The following is a 20000-nucleotide window of genomic DNA, read 5'->3' as shown; positions in this document are numbered from 1 at the left end:
CCCCCGGAAAGGCGGAGAAAGAGAAACGAGGACGGCGCGTCCCGCCAATCGAGGCCTGACCGGCCTCGTATGATCCAACGACGCCGGGAGAGTGAGCGCACCCACGTCCACCAGCATCCTTAGAAAGGAGGTGATCCAGCCGCAGGTTCCCCTACGGCTACCTTGTTACGACTTCACCCCAGTCGCTGACCCTACCGTGGTCGCCTGCCCCCTCGCGGTTGGCGCAGCGCCGTCGGGTAAGACCAACTCCCATGGTGTGACGGGCGGTGTGTACAAGGCCCGGGAACGTATTCACCGTGGCGTGCTGATCCACGATTACTAGCGATTCCGCCTTCATGCACTCGAGTTGCAGAGTGCAATCTGAACTGAGACGGCTTTTGGGGATTTGCTCCAGGTCGCCCCTTCGCTTCCCATTGTCACCGCCATTGTAGCACGTGTGTAGCCCATCCCGTAAGGGCCATGAGGACTTGACGTCATCCCCACCTTCCTCGCGGCTTATCACCGGCAGTCCCCCTAGAGTGCCCAACTCAATGATGGCAACTAAGGGCGAGGGTTGCGCTCGTTGCGGGACTTAACCCAACATCTCACGACACGAGCTGACGACAGCCATGCAGCACCTGTGTGCAGGTCCCCGAAGGGAACCGTGAATCTCTCCACGTAGCCTGCCATGTCAAGGGATGGTAAGGTTCTGCGCGTTGCTTCGAATTAAACCACATGCTCCACCGCTTGTGCGGGCCCCCGTCAATTCCTTTGAGTTTTAATCTTGCGACCGTACTCCCCAGGCGGAATGCTTAAAGCGTTAGCGGCGCCACTGAGGTGCATGCACCCCAACGGCTAGCATTCATCGTTTACAGCGTGGACTACCAGGGTATCTAATCCTGTTTGCTCCCCACGCTTTCGCGCCTCAGCGTCAGAACCGGACCAGACAGCCGCCTTCGCCACTGGTGTTCTTGCGAATATCTACGAATTTCACCTCTACACTCGCAGTTCCGCTGTCCTCTTCCGGTCTCAAGCCCGCCAGTATCGAAGGCCATTCCGTGGTTGAGCCACGGGCTTTCACCCCCGACTTGGCGAGCCGCCTACGCGCCCTTTACGCCCAGTGATTCCGAGCAACGCTAGCCCCCTTCGTATTACCGCGGCTGCTGGCACGAAGTTAGCCGGGGCTTATTCCTCCGGTACCGTCATTATCGTCCCGAAGAAAAGAGCTTTACAACCCTAAGGCCGTCATCACTCACGCGGCATGGCTGGATCAGGCTTGCGCCCATTGTCCAATATTCCCCACTGCTGCCTCCCGTAGGAGTCTGGGCCGTGTCTCAGTCCCAGTGTGGCTGATCATCCTCTCAGACCAGCTACTGATCGTCGCCTTGGTGAGCCGTTACCCCACCAACCAGCTAATCAGACGCGGGCCGATCCTTCGGCAGTCAAGCCTTTCTCCTTGCGGACGTATCCGGTATTAGCCCTAGTTTCCCAGGGTTGTTCCGAACCGAAGGGCACGTTCCCACGCGTTACTCACCCGTCTGCCGCTGACCCCGCAGGGCCCGCTCGACTTGCATGTGTTAAGCCTGCCGCCAGCGTTCGCTCTGAGCCAGGATCAAACTCTCACCTTGAAGAGCTGACCTCAAAACGCTCGATCACAACATTGACAGGGCACACTCGATCCCGGGTTGCCCCGGATCGGTGAGCTTCCAGAAACGTCGGACCGGCGCCTCATCCTGCTCCGGCCAGGGCCCAAGCCCCAGCCCGCAAGGACAACGCCGTCCACGCTTCTCTTCCTCCGATGCACTTGTCAAAGAGCAGAACCGGCTTTCGCCAGAGTATCTCGACCAAGAGAACTTGCCGTCCTCTATACCGAACCGGTCGAACCTGGCAAGTCCCTTTTTCTAACCTTCTCTAACCTTCGATTTTGGCCCCGGATTGCTGGGGCCCGTCGAAGGAGGCGCCCGTATAGTCGGCTCCCGAGAGGCTGTCAACCGCCCCGATCCGGCCGATGCCCCGCCGCTCCGGCAGGACCGGCCGGGGGTGCGCGAAAAGGGGAGGGGAGGGGCCGCGCTCCAGGAGCCGCGGCGCCTCAGCCCCATGTGGGGACGACCGCACCGCTCTTCAAGCCGGGCCCACGGAAGACCGGATCCCGGACCGCCCCGGGCTCACAAGCTTCGAATGAGCTGGTTGGCCGCGAAGGCCGCCTCGTAGAGGGGCGCCATGAGGCGACGGCCCGGCGCGGCCTGCAGCGGCGTGATCGGGATCGGCAGATCCTCCTTCCGCCCGCCGGCGATGAGCATGGCGAGCGCGCGCCCGAACACGGTGCCGGGTGCGATCCCGCGGCCGTTATAGCCGATCGCCGTATAGAGATCCTCGGCCAGGCGATGGATGCGCGGCAGGTGATCGGGCGTCATGTCGATCTCGCCGTGCCAGGCCGTCTCGAAGGCGACGGGTCCGAGATCCGGAAACAGGCGCGCGAGGCGGCGCGCCGCCCAGCGGCGCGACAGGCCATCCTCGCCGCCGATCACCCGCCCCATGGAGCCGACCAGCAGGCGGCCGAAGGCGTCGCGTCGCAGCGAGAACATGACGGGATGGGTATCCCAGAGGCCCTGTCCCCCGCGCAGAATCGAGGCCGCACGTGCGCCGAGCGGCGCCGTCGCCACCTGGAAGTAGCGGATGGGGGTGTAGCTGTTCCGCAAGCCCGGCCACAGGCCGTCCGTGTAGGCGTTCGTCGCCAGGACCACGGCGCGCGCGGTCAGCGTCCCCGCATCCGTCCTGAGCCGCCACCGGCCGCCCTCGCGCGACAGTGCCCGGACCGTGACGCCGGTGCTGATCCGCGCGCCCGCGCCCTGCGCAGCGCGGGCGAGGCCGCGCGCATAGCCCATCGGATTGATCGTGCCGGCGCGCCGGTCGAGGAGGCCGCCATGGAAGGCGCCCGAGCCGATCGCCCGCGCGGCCTCCTCGCGGGACAACAGCTCGACCGGCGCGCCGAGCCGGCGCCATTGCTGCGCGCGCCGCCGCAGATCCTCGAAACCCCTGGGTGAATGGGCGGCATGGATGGTGCCGTCGCGGCGCGCCTCGCAGCGGATGCCGTACCGCTCGATGAGCGCGAAAACGACGGAGGGCGCTTCGCTGAGCGCCGCCAGGAGGGCGGGGCCGTGCGTGTCGCCGAGCCGCCCGATCACCGCATCGGGCGGCAGCCAGAGCCCCGCATTGACGAGGCCGACATTGCGGCCCGAGGCGCCGAAGCCGATCCGGTGCGCCTCGAGCACGTGGCAGGCCAGCCCGCGCTGAGCCGCGTGCAGAGCGGTCGACAGGCCGGTGAAGCCGCCGCCGACCACCGCCAGTTCGGTGACCGCGTCTCCGTCCAGCGTGCCGACAGGCTCGGCCTCCTCGGCGGAGATGTCCCACAGCGAAATCGACGGGTTCGCGGTCATGCCATCTGGTCAATCCTGCGGGGAAGCCCGTGCCGGCGGGCCGCGTCTCGACACCGCCGCAGCCGGCGCGAGGGCGACGCTCCGCCAAACATCCGCGCAGGTCAACATCAGGACTTCGCATACGGCCTCGTCGCCTTCCCGCCGGATCCGACGCCCTGACCGTGAGCGCGCCACCTGAGCAGCTTTCCTCCCGGCGGCCAGGCCTGGAGCCGGATCCGTTCACGGTGGAACGGACCCTGCTCTCGATTTTTGATTGTGCCGCATTGTCTGCGACGAACCGGGATCCACTTCGTCGGAAAATGCTCTAGTCACGCGTTGCAGGCGCCGAGGTTTCCCGGGACAATGCGACGGTCCCGTCGCCGAACCGTTCGGATCCTCCGTGAGCGAGCCAATCTCCCCGCGCCAGCAGGACATTCTGGCGATCGCCCGCCTTCAGGGCCGGGTCAGCGTGGAGGATCTGGCGCTCCGCTTCGACGTCACGCCCCAGACGATCCGCAAGGATCTCAACGAGCTCTGCGACAACCGCCTGCTGTCGCGGGTGCATGGCGGCGCCGTGGTGGCGAGCGGGGTCGAGAATCTCGCCTATGAGGCGCGCCGGCTCGTCGCCCATGCCGAGAAGCGGGCGATCGGGCTCGCGGCCGCCAAGCTCATCCCCAACAACGCCTCGCTGTTCATCAACATCGGCACGACCACCGAGGAGGTGGCGCGGGCGCTCGTCGAACACGAGGACCTGCTCGTCATCACCAACAACCTCAATGTCGCAACCCTTCTGTACCGGCACCCGAAGATCAGCCTGATCGTCGCGGGCGGGCCGGTGCGGCGCGCGGACGGGGCGGTGATCGGCTCGGCCGCCGTCGACTTCATCAACCAGTTCAAGGTGGACTACGCGGTGATCGGGGTCTCGGCGATCGACCAGGACGGCGCGCTGCTCGATTTCGACTATCGCGAGGTGCGGGTCGCCCGCGCAATCATCGCCAATTCCCGCCGCGTCATGCTGGTGGCCGACAAGCTCAAGCTCGAGCGCACGGCCCCGATCCGGGTGGGGCATATCGGCGAGCTCGACGACTTCGTGACCGACGCGCTGCCGTCGTGGCCCCTTCGGGAGCTGTGCGACCTGCACAAGGTGAGACTGGTCGAGGTCGGAACGGATCTATCCGACCCGGCCGCCGCAGGCGCGGTCTGAGGCATTCCGCCAGAGCATAACGCTGGGTCGGAACCATGCTCTCCGAGCTTCGTTGTCGGGCCTGAAAGACGAGGTTGGCCATGCACGGAACCGTTGCTTGTGCCCGTCGGCCGATCCACCGCGATGCGAAGTCCTATCACGGGAGAGATCCGATGAAGACCACGCTTGCGATCTCGACGCTCGCCGTCGCCCTGGCGATGCCCGCTTTCGCCCAGATGGGCGGCGATTTCCGCCAGATGGCGCTGATGTCCAACGCCTTCGAGGTGCGCTCCAGCCAGATCGCCCTGCAAAAGAGCCGCAACCCGCGCGTGCGCACCTTCGCGCACGAGATGATCCGCGACCACCGGGCGGCGAATGTGGCGCTGCTCGGCGGCCCCGAGAATCTGGCCCGGGCGACGGCGGCCGGTCCCGGCGGGCTGGTCGCGGCGCCCTTCGAGATCGCAGGCGGCGCCGTCGGCGCGGCCACGGGCGCGGCGGCCGGCGCAGTGGCCGGCACGCTCCAGGGCGGTCCGGTCGGCGGCCTTGAGGGCGCCGGCGCCGGCGCGGCGCGCGGCGCAAGGGTGGGTGCGAACGCCTTCGATGTGGAGGGCGACGTGACCACGACGGCAGCGACCTCGGCGGTGCCGCTGAGCCCCGAGCAGCAAGCCATGCTGGCCGAGCTGTCCCGGATGCCGCCCGGTCCGCGTTTCGACCGGACCTACGCGCGGATGCAGATCCAGGCGCACCGCATGGCGATCGCGAGCCACCAGGCCTATCTGCAGAGCGGCCCGAACCCGGCCCTGCGCACCTACGTGCAGCAGGTGCTCCCCTCCATGCAGGAGCACCTCGCCATGGCCGAGCGCTTGCCCGGCGCTCGTTGAGCGCGGGTGCTCGCTGAGCGCCAGCATCGCTCCGAATCCGAATGGCGGGCCGGGCGGCCCGTCATTCATCCTCGTATCGGTCTGCCACCGGCCTTTGCCGACCCTGAGGGAGTGAAACCGGCCGAACGAGCACTTCCTTTCGTGGCAGCCAACCCCGGCCCTCATGCTGAGGTGCTCCTGGCGATCGAAGATCGCACGGAGCCTCGAAGCACCCCGGAACGCTCGTCCCAAGCTCCGGGTGGCCGGGATCACCGCTCAGGGGTGCTTCGAGACCGCCTCCGGCTGCACCTAGCATGAGGAGCGGGGCGGCTTCTGTTCAGATCGCCACCTCGGTGGCGGCGCCGATCGTCTCCGCGTCGAAAGCCACGCCCTTGACCAGGGCGAAGACCGGCAGGCCCGGAACCAGGCCGAGGTCATGGACCGCGTGCCGGGTGAGCGAGGCGGACAGGACCGCGCCCCCGCAGGCGATCTCCACCGTGGCATAGGCGCCGGTGCTCTCGGACACCGCGGTGATCCGGCCGGCCAGGTGGTTGCGGGCGCTCAGGCCCCGCGGCGGCTCCACCGCCACCAGCACGTCGCGCGACCGCACCCGGACGCGAACCGGGCTGCCTTCCGGCAGCTGCAGATGGGGCACGCTCAGCGTTCCGGCGGCGCCGTCGAGCCGGGTGAGCCCGAAGACCAGGTCGTGGCCTGCCACCCGCATGTGCAGGAGGGTGCCGGCTTCGCCCGCCTGCTGGATGGGCAGGAGGTCGGCGCGGCGCAGGATCGCCTCGGCCGGCCCGGAAGCAGCGACGCGCCCGGCTTCCAGCACCACCACCGTGTCGGCGAGCCGCGCCACCTCGGAGACGGCATGGCTGACATAGACGATCGGCACCCGCGCCTCGTCGCGCAGCCGTTCGACATAGGGCAGGATCTCGGCCTTGCGGGCCTCGTCAAGGGCCGAGAGCGGCTCGTCCATGAGCAGGAGGCGAGGATGGGCGAGCAGCGCCCGGCCGATCGCCACCCGCTGGCGCTCGCCGCCGGACAGGCCGGCCGGGCGCCGGTCGAGGAGCCCGGCGAGGCCGAGCAGGTCCGTCACGGCCTCCAGGGTGACGCCGCTCTCCGGCCGCCCCGCGAACCAGCGGCCGAACAGGAGGTTCTGCCTCACGCTGAGATGCGGCAGGAGCCGTGCATCCTGGAACACGTAGCCGACCCGCCGCCGGTGCACCGGCACGCAGATGCCTTGACGCGTGTCGAGGAGGGTCGTCCCGTTCACAATGACGCGACCGGACTGCGGCCGCACCAGCCCGGCCATGACGTTGACGAGGGTCGACTTGCCCGAGCCGGAACGCCCGAACAGGGCCGTGACCCGCCCCTCGGCGGCGAAGGCCGCGTCGAGCGTGAAGTCGCCGAGCCGGTGCGCGACCTCGACCGCGATCATGCGCCGAGCCGCCGCTTCGCCCGGCGGGCCAGCCCCTCCGAGGCGAGGAGGGCGGCCATCGACACCGCGATGGAGATCAGCGTGAGGCGCAGCGCGCCGCTCTCGCCGCCCGGAACCTGGGTGAGAGCGTAGATCGCCGAGGGCAGCGTCTGCGTCTCGCCGGGGATGTTCGACACGAAGGTGATGGTGGCGCCGAACTCGCCCATGGCCTTGGCGAAGGCCAGCACGGCGCCCGCGATGATGCCCGGGAGCGAAAGCGGCAGGGTGACGACGAGGAGGACGGCGAGCGGGCGCGCGCCGAGCGTGGCTGCGGCCTGTTCGAGCCGGGGATCGACGGCCTCGATCGACAGCCGCATCGCACGCACCATCAGCGGGAATCCCATCACCGCGCAGGCGAGCGCCGCCCCGGTCCAGCGGAACGAGAACACGATTCCGATCTCCGCGAGGGCCGCGCCGAACAGGCCGCGCCGCCCGAAGGCGAGGAGCAGCAGATAGCCGGTCACCACGGGGGGCAGGATCAGCGGGAGATGGACGAGCCCGTCGAGGAGCGAGCGTCCACGGAAAGACACGCGGGCGAGCAGGAGGGCGACGAGGAGGCCCGGGATCAGGCTCGCCAGGGTCGCGACGCCCGCCACCTGCAGGCTGAGCCGCACCGCATTCCATTCGTCGGGTGTCAGGAAGGGCAGGGCTCCGCTCCGGACCTCGGGGAGGATACGGCGCCGCTCTAGCACGAGTCCGGTGCCGGTGCGGTAACGGATGCGTCGTCGCGCAGGGCGGGATGCAATTCCGTCAGCCGGGCGTCCGTGATGGCCCCCGGACCAATGCTGAGGTCTCGTGCAATATCCGCCCGCTTCTCTGCGCGGCAAGCCAATCCCTGCCTGCTCCCGAGTGCCGTCGTGCTCCAACGCACTTGCCACGACAAGATCAAGAGGATGAACGATCTCATCGCTTGACCGTGTTCATCCATCGCTCATAGTCTTTTCTCACACGAACCGGCGACCCACCACGTATTCCTCGCTCGACCGAAAGCACGAGCGACCGGGCGCTGCTGTGCGATGACGGGGGGTGAACGATGAGCAAGTCGATCGTCGGAATCTGCGTGGCTGTCCTCATGAGCGCGACCGCGACCGTGAGCTACGCCGAGGGTACGGCGGCGCAGCGCGCCGCCTGCACGCCGGACGTCTTGCGGCTGTGCAGCAGCGAGATCCCGGACGTGCCGCGCATCAAGGCCTGCCTGCGGCGCGAACGCCAGAACCTCAGCACCTCCTGCCAGGCCGTGCTCAACGAACTCGACCGGGCGGCGCCGGCGCGGGCCGTCGCGGCGAGCGTCAGGTCCTGAGGGCGGTCCCGCTCTCCCGGGCGAACAGAGCTTCCATCTCGCGCCGGAGGCGGACGGCCGGGTCGTCGGCCCCCATGGAGACGTCCTGCCAGCGCAGGGGGGTTCCTGCCGCGACCGGGCGGGTGAGGGTGAAGCCGTGGGCGAGCCCGATCGGCAGGCCGCCGACGGCGAGCGAGGCCCCGGCAGGCATCAGCCGTCCGTAGACGGTGTAGCCGCCCTCGCCGTCGAGGCGCTCGCCCGCCTTCAGATCGCGTTTGGCCGTCGCCACCACATCCGCGCGGAAATCGCGCGTCGCGCCGGTCGGCTCGCCCCGCACCATCACGCTCGCCACCGACAGGCCGAGTTCGAGCCCGATCAGGTGGTAGGGCTTGTACATGGCGGCGTAGCGCCCGCTGGCATCGGTCCTGAGGCCGTATTCGGCAAAGCAGCGGCGCACGTAGTCCGAGGGCGCCTCGATCACCACGTAGACGCCCCAGCGCAGGTCGCGAAAGACCGGGCGCCCGTCCCGCTCCAGCGAGGACACGACCTCGACGGTGCCGGGGAAGGGCAGGACGCCGCCCTCGGATCGCGGCCGCAGCACGTTCGGCAGGTCGTCGACGCCGCAGGGCGGGAAGGCGAGGCCGTCCGGTCCGGGATCGAGGTCGCAGGCATTGGCGACCGCGGCCATCTCCAGGGCCGACTTGGTCCCGTCCAGGAAGGAGTTGAACATCTGCGGGTTGAAATCGCCCACCGCCACCTGCTCGGGCGTGAAGCCGTAATGGCTCCAGACCGTATCAGGGGTCGAGGCGTGAAAGGCCGGAAGGTACTTCGTGCCCTTGCCGGCGCAGACGACCGGAAAGCCTGCCGTGCGCGCCCAATCGACCAGTTCCGCGATGAGGGCCGGCTGGTCGCCATAGGCGAAGGAGTAGAGGATCCCGGCCTCCGCGGCGCGCCGGGCGAGGAGGGGGCCCGCGAGGGCATCGGCCTCGACATTCACCATCACGACGTGGCGCCCGTGGCGGCAGCACAGCAGCACATGGCGGATTCCGGCGCCCGGATGTCCGGTCGCCTCCACCACCACCTCCACACCTTCGGCCGCGATCAGCGCCTCGGCGTCGTCGGTGATCCAGGTGCCGCCGGTCCGCAGCGCCTCGGCGGCGGAGCGGGCCTCCACCCGTTCGGCAGGCCAGCCGACGCGGGCGGCGGCAGCCCGGGCGCGGGCCGGGTCGAGATCGGCGATGCCGACCACGTGCAGGCCGGGTGTGCGCGGCGCCTGCGACAGGAACATCGAGCCGAACTTCCCGGCACCGATCAGGGCGATGCGAACCGGCCGGCCGGCTTCGGCCCGCGCGGCGAGCGTGCGATGGAGACTCAAGGCGCTGTATCCTCCCGTCCGCGGCGCTTCTCCCGCACCGTCAGATCTCGATCCCGGTGCCGACCGCGATGAGCCGGTGCCCGGCACGCAGAAGGCGCCGGTGCGCTCGGCATTGCGCATCATGAAGGCGAAGAGGTTGTCGCGCCAGACTGCCATCACCGCCTCCTCAAAGGCGTAGAGCGGGCTCGTGCCGATATCGCCGTACACGACCCCGAGGGCGCCTCAGCCGGGTGGCGCGGCTGCGCCCCGCCACCCTGCTCGGATGTCTTTGCTTCCGCATCATTCTGATCGCCGAACCACAGGACGCTTTGGCGAAGGATGCTTAGGAGCAAGTCCGGCCTCGGGCCCGCGCTCCCGCTCCGCGCATCTCCCGTCACGTCGAGGGACCGGGCCACGGGCAGCGTCTCCGGCGAGATGAGCGTGTCGCAACAGGAATTCAGGGCGGGGTGTCCGGGACGGCGACGGCCGATGGTTCGTCCCGGGCGGTCAACCGACCAGGTCGCGGTGCTCGGCGTGGCGGCGCAGCCATGCCCCCGCATAGCTGCACAGCGGCACGATCTTGAGGCTCTCGGCCCGGGCATGCGCGGCGATCTCCGCCATGAGGCGCCCGGCAGCGCCCGTGCCCCGGAGCTTCGGCGGCGCGTAGACGTAGAGGATGGCGAGGTTCCGGTCCCGGCGGCGGTAATCCGCGAACACGATCTCTCCGTCGACGGGAAGCTCGAACCGGCTCTGCTCGGTGTTGTCGCGCATGGGGCGTCGCTCCGCGTCCAGGCCTCTCCAACGAGCGGCCGCGCGTCCGGTTTCCGGCCCGGTGCTTTCGGTTAGACAAGGGCCCGTCCTTTCCGTTCAGCCCGGACCCTGCCGATGACCCGACTGTTCCTCGTCCTCGCCGCCCTCGCCGGTGCCACGGGCACCCTCGCCCGGGAGGCCGCGCCGCCGGTCGCCGCCGATCCGGTGATGCCGCAGGCGCCGGCCCGCAAGCCCTATCTCGGAGAGGGCGCGCTCGACACGACCGTGATCCTGCCGCCGCCTCCGGCATCCGGCACCGAGGCGGATGCGGGCGACCGGCTCACCTTCGCGGGCACGCGCGCGCTCAAGGGGACGCCGCGCTGGACGCTCGCCACGGCCGACGTGGCCGGCGGAGCGTCCCACCTCCTGGCCGACTTCTCCTGCGCGCTCGGCACCCGCCTCGATCCCGCCCGACTGCCGGCCGTGATGGGGCTGCTCGAACGGGCACGCCTCGACGTGGTCGCGGCGGTCGACCGGCCCAAGGCCCATTTCGCGCGGGTGCGTCCCCATGTGGGCAACGACCTGCCGATCTGCGTCGAGCGGAGCGAGCGGCTGGCGAAGAGCAACTCCTACCCGTCGGGTCATGCCACGGAGGGCTGGACCTATGCGCTGATTCTGGCCGCGGCCGCCCCGGCGCAGGCGACCGCAATCCTCCGGCGCGGCCGCATCTACGGCGAGAGCCGCCTCGTCTGCGGCGTCCATTGGCGCAGCGACGTGGAGGCCGGTCGCACCACGGGAGCGGCCCTGTTCGCGGCGCTCCAGGGCGACGCCGCCTTCCGGGCCGATCTCGACCGCGCCCGCGCCGAACTCGCGCAGGTGCTGTCCGGACCGCCGGTCACCCCCGATGCCGCCACCTGCGCGGCGGAAGCGGCGGCGGCGGCGAACCCGCTGCCCTAAGCATCATTCGCCGACGATCACACGGTTCGGCGATAAGAATGGCGCTCCTCTTCCCGGAGGATGCGCCGATGCTGGCGATCGACTGGCGTGGCATCGACCATGCGAGATGGGTCGACGGCCCGATGCAGCAGCATCTTGGGCTGTTGGCATGACATCCAGGCCGGATCTGCAATCGCACACCCTCGTTCCCGCCTGATCTCTCGGCGGTCGAGAGGCCCCCAAAGAGAGGTGATGCTGCACGCCTCCAGTCACGTGATCGCTGAACAGCCCATCCTGTCCGGAGCCAATAGCCTCCGCAGCCTTCGGCAGCGCACGGCAGATCCTGCGCATCAGGCAACAGGACCGCTTTGACCCGCTCTTCGTTCGGTGTACATAACCTATGATCGTGCTCCTGGCGCCATATCAACCGGTACTCGCATATGACGCGCATTCCCTCCGTTGCCGTGGCTTTGATCCTGTTCAGCAGTGCCGCCGTAGCCCAGATGGCTGAAATCACAACCGGAAGCACCGGAGATGTCGTCGAGATCACCTCGGACCAACGCGCGCTCATCAAGCGGCACGCGAGCCAGCGCCACGCCCATCCCATCAGGCTCAAGAGATTGATACCGGCTGGATCGATGGTTCCGGACCATGTGGAGTTCGAGCCGTTGCCCGCGGCAATCATCGGCGAGAACCCACGCCTGCAGGGCTACGGCTATTTCTTATCTGAGACTGGCATCTACATCATCGCCCCAGGCTCGCGGCGGGTGATCACCTCGATCGACTGAGGCTGGATGGCGCTGCGACGTCCTGTCGGCAATCGGCAGGGCATACCCGCGCGGCAGTCGCCTGATCGCTGCTGCGGAATCACGAAGCCAATTCTCGGCGAGGCGGGCGTGAGGTCGGGAGCCGGGCCCGACCATCGGCGCGAGGACCCGGACGGACAGGCCGATCTGGCGCCCCTTCCTGAAGCTGGCGCAGGCACTCGCTCGTGCGCGAAAGATCCGCCCGGGAGGTCGCCGGCAGAATCTCGGCCGCAGCCGGTCCGCCACTCGCGAGGTGCGCCGGATGCCGTATCAGGGGATGTCAGGCGATCCGCAATGTCCAGATCAGGACGAGGCTGATGGCCAGCAGCACCGCAAGCGATCCCGTCACCGCCAGCGTCACGCGCCCGCCCACCCGGGCCAGCACGCGCAGATCGACGCCCAGGCCCAGCGCCGCCATCGACACCACCGTCAGATAGCCCGCCAGCTGCGTCACCGGCCGCGAGGCCGCCTCCGGGATCAGGCCGAGCGAGCGGAAGCTCGCGAGCGCCAGGAAGCCGAGGATGAACCAGGGCACCAGCTTGGTGAAGCCGGGCGGCCCGGCGCGCCGCGGCGCCGGCGCACCCTCCGGCGGCAGGTGGCGCGCCAGCAGCGAGAAGATCACCACCACCGGTCCCAGCATCAGCACCCGCACCAGCTTCACCAGCGTGCCGACCTGCGTGCTCAAAAGCCCCACCGGCACGGTGGCGGCCAGCACCTGCGGCACCGCGTAGACGGTGAGCCCGGCCAGCACCCCGTACTGGTGCTCGGACAGGCCGACGAGCGGGATGAACAGCGGCAGGCCCAGCACCATCAGCACGCCCAGCACCGCCGTGAAGGCGATCGAGGCCGCCACGTCCTTGCCGTCCGCGCCGATCACCGGCGCCACCGCGGCGATGGCCGAGTTGCCGCAGATCGCGTTGCCGCAGGCGACCAGGATCGCCATGCGAGCGGGCAGGCCGAGCAGGCGGCAGATCGCAAAGCTCGCGGCGATCGCCAGCCCCACCGTGCCGACGATGCCGGTGAGGAGCGCCGGCCCGGAGGCGACGATCGCCCCGAGGCTGATCGAGGCGCCGAGCAGGGTGACGGCGACCTCCAGGACCTGCTTGGCGCTGAAGGCGATGCCCGGCCGGAAGCGGGCGCTCGGCGTCCAGGCGGTGCGCAGCGCGATGCCGATGAGGATCGCGATGACCAGGGCCTCGATGTAGGGGTGGCCGAGGCTCTTCTCCTCGACCGCCTGGATGACGACCGCCACCATCGTGATGCCGAGGCAGAGCGCGATCCCGGGCAGCGTCGAGGCCATTCCGTCGGCGCGCGGCACGGCAGCCTCCTTGGAAGAAGTTTTCGTCGTCATCGGAGGTCCTGCGGGGTATCTGGAAGAAAGCCTCTGCCGACGCGCCGAAATAGAGAATCTTCGTCTCCATCTCGCTCGGACTTTGGAAGACGCGTCTGTTGATCGCATCCGCGCCAGACGCGACACTGGCGGCCATGAGCCAGAGGCCCGAGGCGCGCGCGATGACGTTCGATCCCTACGGCGAGCCGCTGCCCGTGGCGCGCGACACCGCCCTGTCGGCGGGCGACCGGCGCGCCCGCCGCCTTGCGGTCGCGGTGTTCTGGACGCTGGCCCTGACGCTGGTCGCGGGGCGGGTCTATCTCGACCCGGTGCCCGCCGCACACGGGCTTGCCGCCGCGCGGGCGCATCTCGTCGCCCTCGTCGCGACGCCCTGAGCCGCCCGTGGCCCGGGCGCATCCTGCATCAGCCGCCTCCATCGTGCCTCAGTACACGTCCGCGAGGTAGGCGGCGATGGCCTTGGCGTCGGCCTCGCCGATCGGGGCGCCATGGACCTTGATCATCCTGGTCACTCCGCCTCCCAGAAGGCTCGGCCGTTCCCGGGCGGCTGCATGGCGATGTAATCGGGCGAGTGGCAGGTCAGGCAGTTGGCCTGCGCGGCCGCAAAGCCCGGATCCGGGCCGGGCCGCAGCTGCGCGGTTCCCTCCGGCAGCGTGTAGGTGCGGGGCTCCGCTCTGGCGGCGGTCCTCGGCGCCGCCAGAGCGGCCAGAGCCAGGGTGAGCGATCGGAGCATCATCGGTCCCTCCCTCACGCGGCCTGCATGCGCAGGGTCTCGATACCGTTGCGCATGTAGCCGGCCGGGTTCCACATCGGTCCATGTTCCTCGCGTCCAGGGCGTCTGCCTGCGCCATGCCCATGGTGTCGGGGCGTCGCTGCCGGAGATCGGAGCCTGTCCGGCTTGGCTTCTGGAATGGACAGAACGAGACCTGCCGAGGCGAAGAGGGCGACCGCCGCCATGATGGAGGGCAGGGTGAAGCAACCCCACCGGCCCTCATGCTGAGGTGCGGGGCGGCTTCCACGCGGGTCGGGTTCTATTGAGGCAGCCTCTAGCGCAGCTCCAGGAGCACGCTGCGGAAGCTCTCGGTGCTCCCGCAACGCTCCCCATCATCGCTGAGCAGCCGCACGCGGCTGCCATCCGGCGCCACGAGCAGACCCTCGGGCTGGAAATCCGGGATCGCCGCCAGCGCCTGCGCGGCACCGGGCACGCGGATGGGCGCGGCGGAAGCCTCGCCGGACCAGCGGTAGAGATCGAAAGCCTCGCCGCCACCGCCCGAAGCACCCGCGACGATGAAGTAGGTCCCGGCGTCCCGCGCATAGGCGATGTCGCGGATGCCGCGGCCCTTGAGATCGAGGGGGATCGGCCGGCCCAGGCGGGGTGGGGCAGCGCCCGCCAGAACCTCGGCCGGATTCTCGAACGGCACCACCAGGGCGTCGTTGTCGAGAGTGAGCGGGTTGCGCACGCCGATCAGGAGCGACCGGCCATCCGGGGCAGGGGCGAGGCCCTCGATGGCGAAGCCCTTGCGCTTCGGCGCGAGATCGGGCCTGGCGGGACCATCGAGGGCGATGCGCTCCGCGAAGCGGGGATCGAGGTCCGACAGGGCCTTCGCCAAACCCTGGAAGGACGCGCCTCGGGCCGCCACCGCGAGCGCATCGGGCGACGCGCCGGACACCGTTGCGGCAGCGAATTGGTGGCGCGATTCCTGAATCTCCCCGTCCTTGGTGCGGCTGTGCGAGCCGATCACCACGAGGTCGTCGCCGAACCACGCAACGGCTTCCAGATCCGCCTTCCGCGCCCCCGCTTTCGCGCCGAAGGACGGGCCGAGATCGGCTCCCCGGAGCGGGAGCGCGGCGCCCGCCTCCTCGGACCTGTAGAGGCGCAGGACGTTGTCTTCGTCGTTCACGGCGAGAAAGCTCTCGCCGAAGCTACCGGGCGGATAGGGGACCGCGCCCGACGCCTCGCACATTCCCTCGTGAACCAGGACCGGACCGGTTCTGACCTGCGACCAGCCCGCACTGCAGGGCAGGCACAGGACGAGCGCACAGGCCAGCAATCCCAGGCGTGTCATGCGGTTCCTCCCCGCCCCGCTCCGGAAGAGGGATCAGCCGCCGGTCATCGGAGGAAAGAACGCAACCTCGCGGGCACCCGCGAGGGCCGTCTCGGGCCTGGCATGCACCCGATCGATCGCGGCACGCACCACACCCTCGTTCTCGAAGGCGTAGGCGTATTCCTCCCCGCGTGTCTTGAGCCAGCCCACGAGGTCTCCGACGGTGGCGACGGTCTCCGGCGGCTCGACAATCTCCTCGGGGCGGCCGATCCGCTCGCGGACCCAGGCGAAGTAGACGAGCTTCATGGGGCACCGTCGTCGATCATGTGGCGCAGGCCCGCCCGCAGGTAGTCCCAGCCCGTGTAGAGGGTGAGCGCGGCCGAGATCCACAGAAGGGTGAGCCCGATCGTGATGGTGCCCGGCAGAATGAGCTCGCCGGCCGGCCCGGCGATCAGGAAGCCGAGCGAGACCAGCTGGGCACTGGTCTTCCACTTGGCGACCCGGCTCACCGGAACCCCGACCTTCAGCTCGGCGAGATACTCGCGCAGGCCCGAGACCAGGATCTCCCGGCATAGGATGACGATAGCGGCCCAGAGCGACCAGCCGGGGATCGAGCCGTCGGCGGCCAGCATCAGCAGGCAGGCGGCGACCAGGAGCTTGTCGGCGATGGGGTCGAGCATCCGCCCGAGCGCCGAGCTCTGCGCGTAGGTCCGGGCGACGTAGCCGTCGAGGTAGTCGGTGATCGCCGCCGCGATGAAGACCGCGAGCGCGGCAAAGCGCGCCGCCGGATCATGCGGCCAGAACAGGAAGCCCGCCACCACCGGGACCGCGGCCACGCGGCCGTAGGTCAGGAGGTTCGCGAGATTGAAGGCGACCGACCGGCGCCGGGGTACGACCATGGTCATCGCGGCCGGACAAACCACGGGGGCGCAAGCCCGTCAACCGCGACTCCGGTCGCCTCAGGCATTTGCATGGAAGAAGTCATAGACCGCGCGCGCCGTGGCGGCGTTGACGCCCGGCGTCCTGGAGAGGTCTTCCAGGGCCGCGCGCTCGATGGCCTTCACGGTGCCGAAATGGTGCAGCAGCGCCCGCTTGCGCGTCGGGCCGATCCCCGGGATCTCGTCGAGGGGGTTCTTCACCAGCTCGCGCTTGCGCTTGGCCCGGTGCGCCCCGATCGCGAAGCGGTGCGCCTCGTCGCGCAGGCGCTGCACGAAGTAGAGCGTCGGATCGCGGGGCGGCAGCTTGAAGGGCGGCTGGCCTTCCATGAAGAAGGTCTCGCGGCCCGCATCCCGGTCGCGCCCCTTGGCGATGCCGACGAGCGGCACGTCGGTGACGCCGATCTCGGCGAGCGCCGCGCGGGCGGCCTCGAGCTGGCCCTTGCCGCCGTCGATCAGCACGAGGTCGGGCCAGGCCGGGAAGGCGTCGGCATCCGCCGGCTCCTCCGCCCCGTCCCGCCGCGGCGCCTCCTTCACCAGCCGGCTGAAGCGGCGGTGCAGCACCTCGCGCATCATCCCGTAATCGTCGCCGGGCCTCACCTCCTGCGACTTGATCGTGAAGGTGCGGTAATGCGTCTTCATGAAGCCGGTGGGCCCCGCGACGATCATCGCGCCGACCGCGTTCGTGCCCATGATGTGGGAATTGTCGTAGACCTCGATCCGGCGCGGCGCCCGCTTCAGGCCGAAGGCCTGGCCGAGCGCGGCGAGCAGCTTGGCCTGCGAGGCGGTGTCGGCGAGGCGCCGGCCGAGCGCCTCCTTGGCGTTGCGGGCCGCGTAATCGATCAGGTTCTTGCGCTCGCCGCGCTTGGGCGCGTGGATCTCGACGCGGCTGTCGGTCCTGGTCGAGAGGGCAGCGGCGAGGAGTTCCGCATCCTCGATCGCGTGCGAGACCAGGATCAGGCGCGGCGCCGGCTTGTCGTCGTAGAACTGGCCGATGAAGGAGCCGAGCACCTCGGAGGCCGTCATCGTCCGGTCGGCCTTCGGGAAATAGGCGCGGTTGCCCCAGTTCTGCCAGTTGCGGAAGAAGAAGACCTCGATGCAGAACTGGCCGGCCTGCTCGTCGAGGGCGAAGACGTCCGCCTCCTCGATGTCCTGGGTGTTGACGCCCTGCACGCCCTGGATGGCGGCGAGCGCGGCGATGCGGTCGCGGTAGCGCGCCGCCTTCTCGAATTCCCAGGCATCCGCCGCGGCCTGCATGTCGGCGGCGAGCCGTTCCTTCACGCTGTTGGACTTCCCCGACAGGAAGGCGCGGGCCTCGTCGGCGAGCGCCGCGTAGTCCTGCGGAGCGATCTCGCCCGTGCAGGGACCCGAGCAGCGCTTGATCTGGAACAGCAGGCAGGGGCGGGTGCGGTTCTCGTAGTAGCTGTCCGAGCAGGAGCGCAGCAGGAAGGCCCGCTGCAGGGCGTTCACGGTGCGGTTCACGGCCCAGACCGACGCGAAGGGCCCGAAATAATGGCCCGGGCGGCGCCGGGCGCCGCGGTGCTTGACGAGCTGCGGCGCCTCCGTGTCGGCGGTGAGCAGGATGTAGGGCAGCGACTTGTCGTCCCGCATCAGCACGTTGAAGCGGGGCTTGAGCTGCTTGATGAGGTTGGCTTCGAGGAGCAGAGCCTCGGTCTCGGTCGCCGTGGTGACGAACTCCATCGAGGCCGTCTCGGCGATCATCCGGGCGATGCGGTTCGAATGCGCCTGGCCGCGGGCGTAGGAGCCGACGCGGTTCTTCAGGTTCTTGGCCTTGCCGACATAGAGGACGTCGCCCTTGGCGTCGAGCATCCGGTAGACGCCCGGGGAGGGCGGCAGGGTCGACCAGAACCGCCGGATCACCTCCGTGCCGGCCTTGACGAGGCCGGCCCCGGCCTCGGGGTCGAAATCGATCTCGGGGGCTTCGTCGCGGGCATCGACCGCGGCATCGCCGCCCTCGTCGTCGAGGTCGAGGGCGTCCGGCGGTACGTCGTTCCCGGTGTTGCGTGTCATCGCCTCCGATGTAGGCGAGCGGGCGATGGGAGGGAAGGGCGGCGCGCGAGCGCGGCGGTCGGCCTTTAGCGCCGCGTCACCACCCAGACCGCGTGGATCAGGCCCGGGAAGTAGCCGAACAGGGTCAGGATCACGTTGATGAAGAACTGAAGCCCGAGCCCGACCGTGAACAGCACGCCCACGGGCGGGATGATGACGAGCAGGATGATACGGATCAGGTCGCCCATGATGGTCTCCGCGCAAGGCGCCAAGCCAAGCTCGCTTGAGAACGGAGCCACGCCGGATCGGTTCCTGTGCGTCACCCTGCGACGCACCGCCTCGGCTGCCTGTGCGACGGCATCGGGCGCGGGGCCTGCGTGCCGCTGCCGCTCGACTGCCGGCGGTCAGGACGCCAGGATGCGCCGTGCCGCGTCGCCCAGCACGCGGACGCCGAGCGCGAGATCCGCCTCGTGCGTGTCCTCCGCCCAGTGATGGCTGATCCCGCCGATCGAGGGCACGAACAGCATCGCGGAGGGCATCACGCGCGCCATGTTCTGCGCGTCGTGGCCGGCCCCCGAGGGCATGGCCTGCCAGCCGCCGGGGCAGAGCGCCTCCGCGGCCTCCGACAGGGCGCGCATCAGCGCCGGATCGCACAGGGCCGGCACGGCGCGCGACACCGCGACGAGCACGGCCGGGCAGCGCTCCCGCCGGTTGCTTTCGCGGATCAGGGCGCGCAGCTCCGCCTCCATGCGCTCCAGCACCTCGGCCGACACGTCGCGGAACTGAAAGAGCACCTCCGCCCGCCCCGGGATGATGCTCGGCGCGCCCGGATCGAGGGTGATGCGCCCCGTCGTCCAGGTGCTGCGCTCGCCGCAGACGCGCGGAAAGGCGGCATCGATCGCGGCCAGGAGCCGCACGGCGGTCAGTCCCGCGTCGCGGCGCTCGGCCATGGTTGTGCCGCCGGCATGGTCCTGCTGGCCCTCGATCACGATCCGCCACTGCCAGATCGCCACGATCCCGGTGACGATTCCGAGATGAAGGCCCGCCCGTTCGAGCTGCGTGCCCTGCTCGATATGCATCTCCAGGAAGCCGCGGTAGCGGGCAGGGTCGAGGCGCATCCGCGGCAGCCCCGCAAGGCCGGCCTGCGCCAGAGCCTCGCGCAGCGGCGTTCCGTCCGAGCGGTTGCGGGCGCGGTCGATCTCCGCCTCGCTCACCTCGCCGATGGCCGAGCGGCTTCCGAGAAAGCCGACGTCGAAATGGCCCTCCTCATCGGCGAAGGCGCAGACATCGACCGGGAGCCCGGCCCGGGCCAGCGCCACGCCCGCCACGACGCCGAGGGCCCCGTCGAGCCAGCCCGCCTCGTTCTGGCTCTCGATGTGACTGCCGACGAGAAGGTGCGGTCCCGGCCCCCGGTGGCGGCCGAGCACGGTTCCGACCCCGTCGATCGAGGCCTCCAGGCCGCAGGATTCGAGGCGGTCCATGAGCCAGCGGCGGGCCTGCATGTCCTGGGGCGAATAGGTCGGGCGGTGAACACCGGTCTTAAATCGCCCGATGGTGCGCAGCTCGTGCAGATCCCGCAGGAAGGCGTCGGTGTCGATCTCTGGCATCGTGAACGGCAC

18 protein-coding genes, 1 rRNA gene and 1 pseudogene are annotated in these 20000 nt (G+C 69.6%); 6 read left to right on the top strand and 14 right to left on the bottom strand.

The annotated features are described in order from the left end of the window. Positions 1-123: 123 nt before the first annotated feature. Positions 124-1607: ribosomal RNA gene (locus MNOD_RS17650) — 16S ribosomal RNA — on the bottom strand. Between the two features lie 537 nt (positions 1608-2144). After that, positions 2145-3416, bottom strand: a complete 1272-nt coding sequence (locus MNOD_RS17645) for an NAD(P)/FAD-dependent oxidoreductase (RefSeq protein WP_015930293.1) — start codon at positions 3414-3416, stop codon at positions 2145-2147. A 379-nt stretch (positions 3417-3795) separates the two neighbouring features. Here MNOD_RS17645 and MNOD_RS17640 point away from each other — a divergent pair, with 379 nt between their 5' ends. Next, positions 3796-4599: a DeoR/GlpR family DNA-binding transcription regulator gene (locus MNOD_RS17640; RefSeq protein ID WP_015930292.1), complete on the top strand. Its 804-nt coding sequence runs from the start codon at positions 3796-3798 to the stop codon at positions 4597-4599. 152 nt (positions 4600-4751) lie between these two features. Next, positions 4752-5459, top strand: a complete 708-nt coding sequence (locus MNOD_RS17635; protein WP_015930291.1) for a DUF4142 domain-containing protein — start codon at positions 4752-4754, stop codon at positions 5457-5459. Between the two features lie 316 nt (positions 5460-5775). Here the strand turns inward: MNOD_RS17635 and modC are convergent, their stop codons facing one another. Together modC and modB are read right to left on the bottom strand one after the other, a co-directional pair. Then, entirely contained in the window at positions 5776-6879 is a 1104-nt protein-coding gene (gene modC, locus MNOD_RS17630) for a molybdenum ABC transporter ATP-binding protein (protein ID WP_015930290.1), read from the bottom strand. After that, on the bottom strand, positions 6876-7565 hold the full coding sequence (gene modB / locus MNOD_RS17625) for a molybdate ABC transporter permease subunit (protein WP_043751477.1): 690 nt from the start codon (positions 7563-7565) through the stop codon (positions 6876-6878). Before modB ends, modC begins: the two co-directional genes overlap by 4 nt. Before the next feature lie 386 nt (positions 7566-7951). On the opposite strand from modB, the gene MNOD_RS17620 reads away from it, so the two are divergent. Next, positions 7952-8218 (top strand): hypothetical protein, encoded by a 267-nt coding sequence (locus tag MNOD_RS17620; protein WP_015930288.1) that lies wholly within the window; start codon positions 7952-7954, stop codon positions 8216-8218. Here MNOD_RS17620 and MNOD_RS17615 read toward each other — a convergent pair. Then, a complete protein-coding gene (locus tag MNOD_RS17615; RefSeq protein ID WP_015930287.1) occupies positions 8208-9572 on the bottom strand; it encodes an NAD(P)H-dependent oxidoreductase in 1365 nt (454 codons plus the stop codon). The genes MNOD_RS17620 and MNOD_RS17615 overlap by 11 nt on opposite strands. 486 nt (positions 9573-10058) lie before the next feature. After that, positions 10059-10322, bottom strand: a complete 264-nt coding sequence (locus MNOD_RS17610) for a GNAT family N-acetyltransferase (protein ID WP_015930286.1) — start codon at positions 10320-10322, stop codon at positions 10059-10061. Positions 10323-10436: 114 nt separating this feature from the next. Between MNOD_RS17610 and MNOD_RS17605 the strand changes: the two genes are divergently transcribed. Continuing rightward, positions 10437-11258: an acid phosphatase gene (locus tag MNOD_RS17605; RefSeq protein ID WP_015930285.1), complete on the top strand. Its 822-nt coding sequence runs from the start codon at positions 10437-10439 to the stop codon at positions 11256-11258. A gap of 419 nt (positions 11259-11677) precedes the next feature. Continuing rightward, positions 11678-12025: a DUF1236 domain-containing protein gene (locus MNOD_RS17600; RefSeq protein WP_015930283.1), complete on the top strand. Its 348-nt coding sequence runs from the start codon at positions 11678-11680 to the stop codon at positions 12023-12025. 298 nt (positions 12026-12323) lie between these two features. On the opposite strand, the gene MNOD_RS17595 is transcribed toward MNOD_RS17600, so the two are convergent. Further along, positions 12324-13394 (bottom strand): YeiH family protein, encoded by a 1071-nt coding sequence (locus MNOD_RS17595; RefSeq protein WP_015930282.1) that lies wholly within the window; start codon positions 13392-13394, stop codon positions 12324-12326. Positions 13395-13528: 134 nt separating this feature from the next. On the opposite strand from MNOD_RS17595, the gene MNOD_RS17590 reads away from it, so the two are divergent. Beyond that, complete coding sequence (locus MNOD_RS17590) at positions 13529-13768, top strand: hypothetical protein (protein WP_043748921.1); 240 nt, start codon at positions 13529-13531, stop codon at positions 13766-13768. A 48-nt stretch (positions 13769-13816) separates the two neighbouring features. Here MNOD_RS17590 and sorB read toward each other — a convergent pair. The 7 genes and pseudogenes from sorB to MNOD_RS17560 form a co-directional block, all read right to left on the bottom strand. Continuing rightward, positions 13817-14127 (bottom strand): annotated as a pseudogene (sorB, locus tag MNOD_RS17585) (SorB family sulfite dehydrogenase c-type cytochrome subunit). Between the two features lie 310 nt (positions 14128-14437). After that, a complete protein-coding gene (locus MNOD_RS17580) occupies positions 14438-15457 on the bottom strand; it encodes a DUF3616 domain-containing protein (protein WP_015930279.1) in 1020 nt (339 codons plus the stop codon). A gap of 33 nt (positions 15458-15490) precedes the next feature. Then, on the bottom strand, positions 15491-15742 hold the full coding sequence (gene moaD, locus MNOD_RS17575; RefSeq protein ID WP_015930278.1) for a molybdopterin converting factor subunit 1: 252 nt from the start codon (positions 15740-15742) through the stop codon (positions 15491-15493). After that, complete coding sequence (gene pgsA, locus MNOD_RS17570) at positions 15739-16341, bottom strand: CDP-diacylglycerol--glycerol-3-phosphate 3-phosphatidyltransferase (RefSeq protein ID WP_015930277.1); 603 nt, start codon at positions 16339-16341, stop codon at positions 15739-15741. The genes moaD and pgsA overlap by 4 nt, the downstream gene beginning before the upstream one ends. A 54-nt stretch (positions 16342-16395) precedes the next feature. Next, a complete protein-coding gene (gene uvrC / locus MNOD_RS17565) occupies positions 16396-18402 on the bottom strand; it encodes an excinuclease ABC subunit UvrC (protein WP_015930276.1) in 2007 nt (668 codons plus the stop codon). Positions 18403-18467: 65 nt separating this feature from the next. Then, complete coding sequence (locus tag MNOD_RS43495; RefSeq protein ID WP_015930275.1) at positions 18468-18629, bottom strand: YqaE/Pmp3 family membrane protein; 162 nt, start codon at positions 18627-18629, stop codon at positions 18468-18470. Positions 18630-18785: 156 nt separating this feature from the next. After that, entirely contained in the window at positions 18786-19988 is a 1203-nt protein-coding gene (locus tag MNOD_RS17560; protein ID WP_015930274.1) for a Zn-dependent hydrolase, read from the bottom strand. Positions 19989-20000 lie beyond the last annotated feature (12 nt).

Source organism: Methylobacterium nodulans ORS 2060 (genome assembly GCF_000022085.1).
GTDB classification, from domain to species: Bacteria; Pseudomonadota; Alphaproteobacteria; order Rhizobiales; family Beijerinckiaceae; genus Methylobacterium; species Methylobacterium nodulans.
Note: the sequence above shows the minus strand (reverse complement) of the source record. Positions and strands in the feature narration are given on the sequence as shown.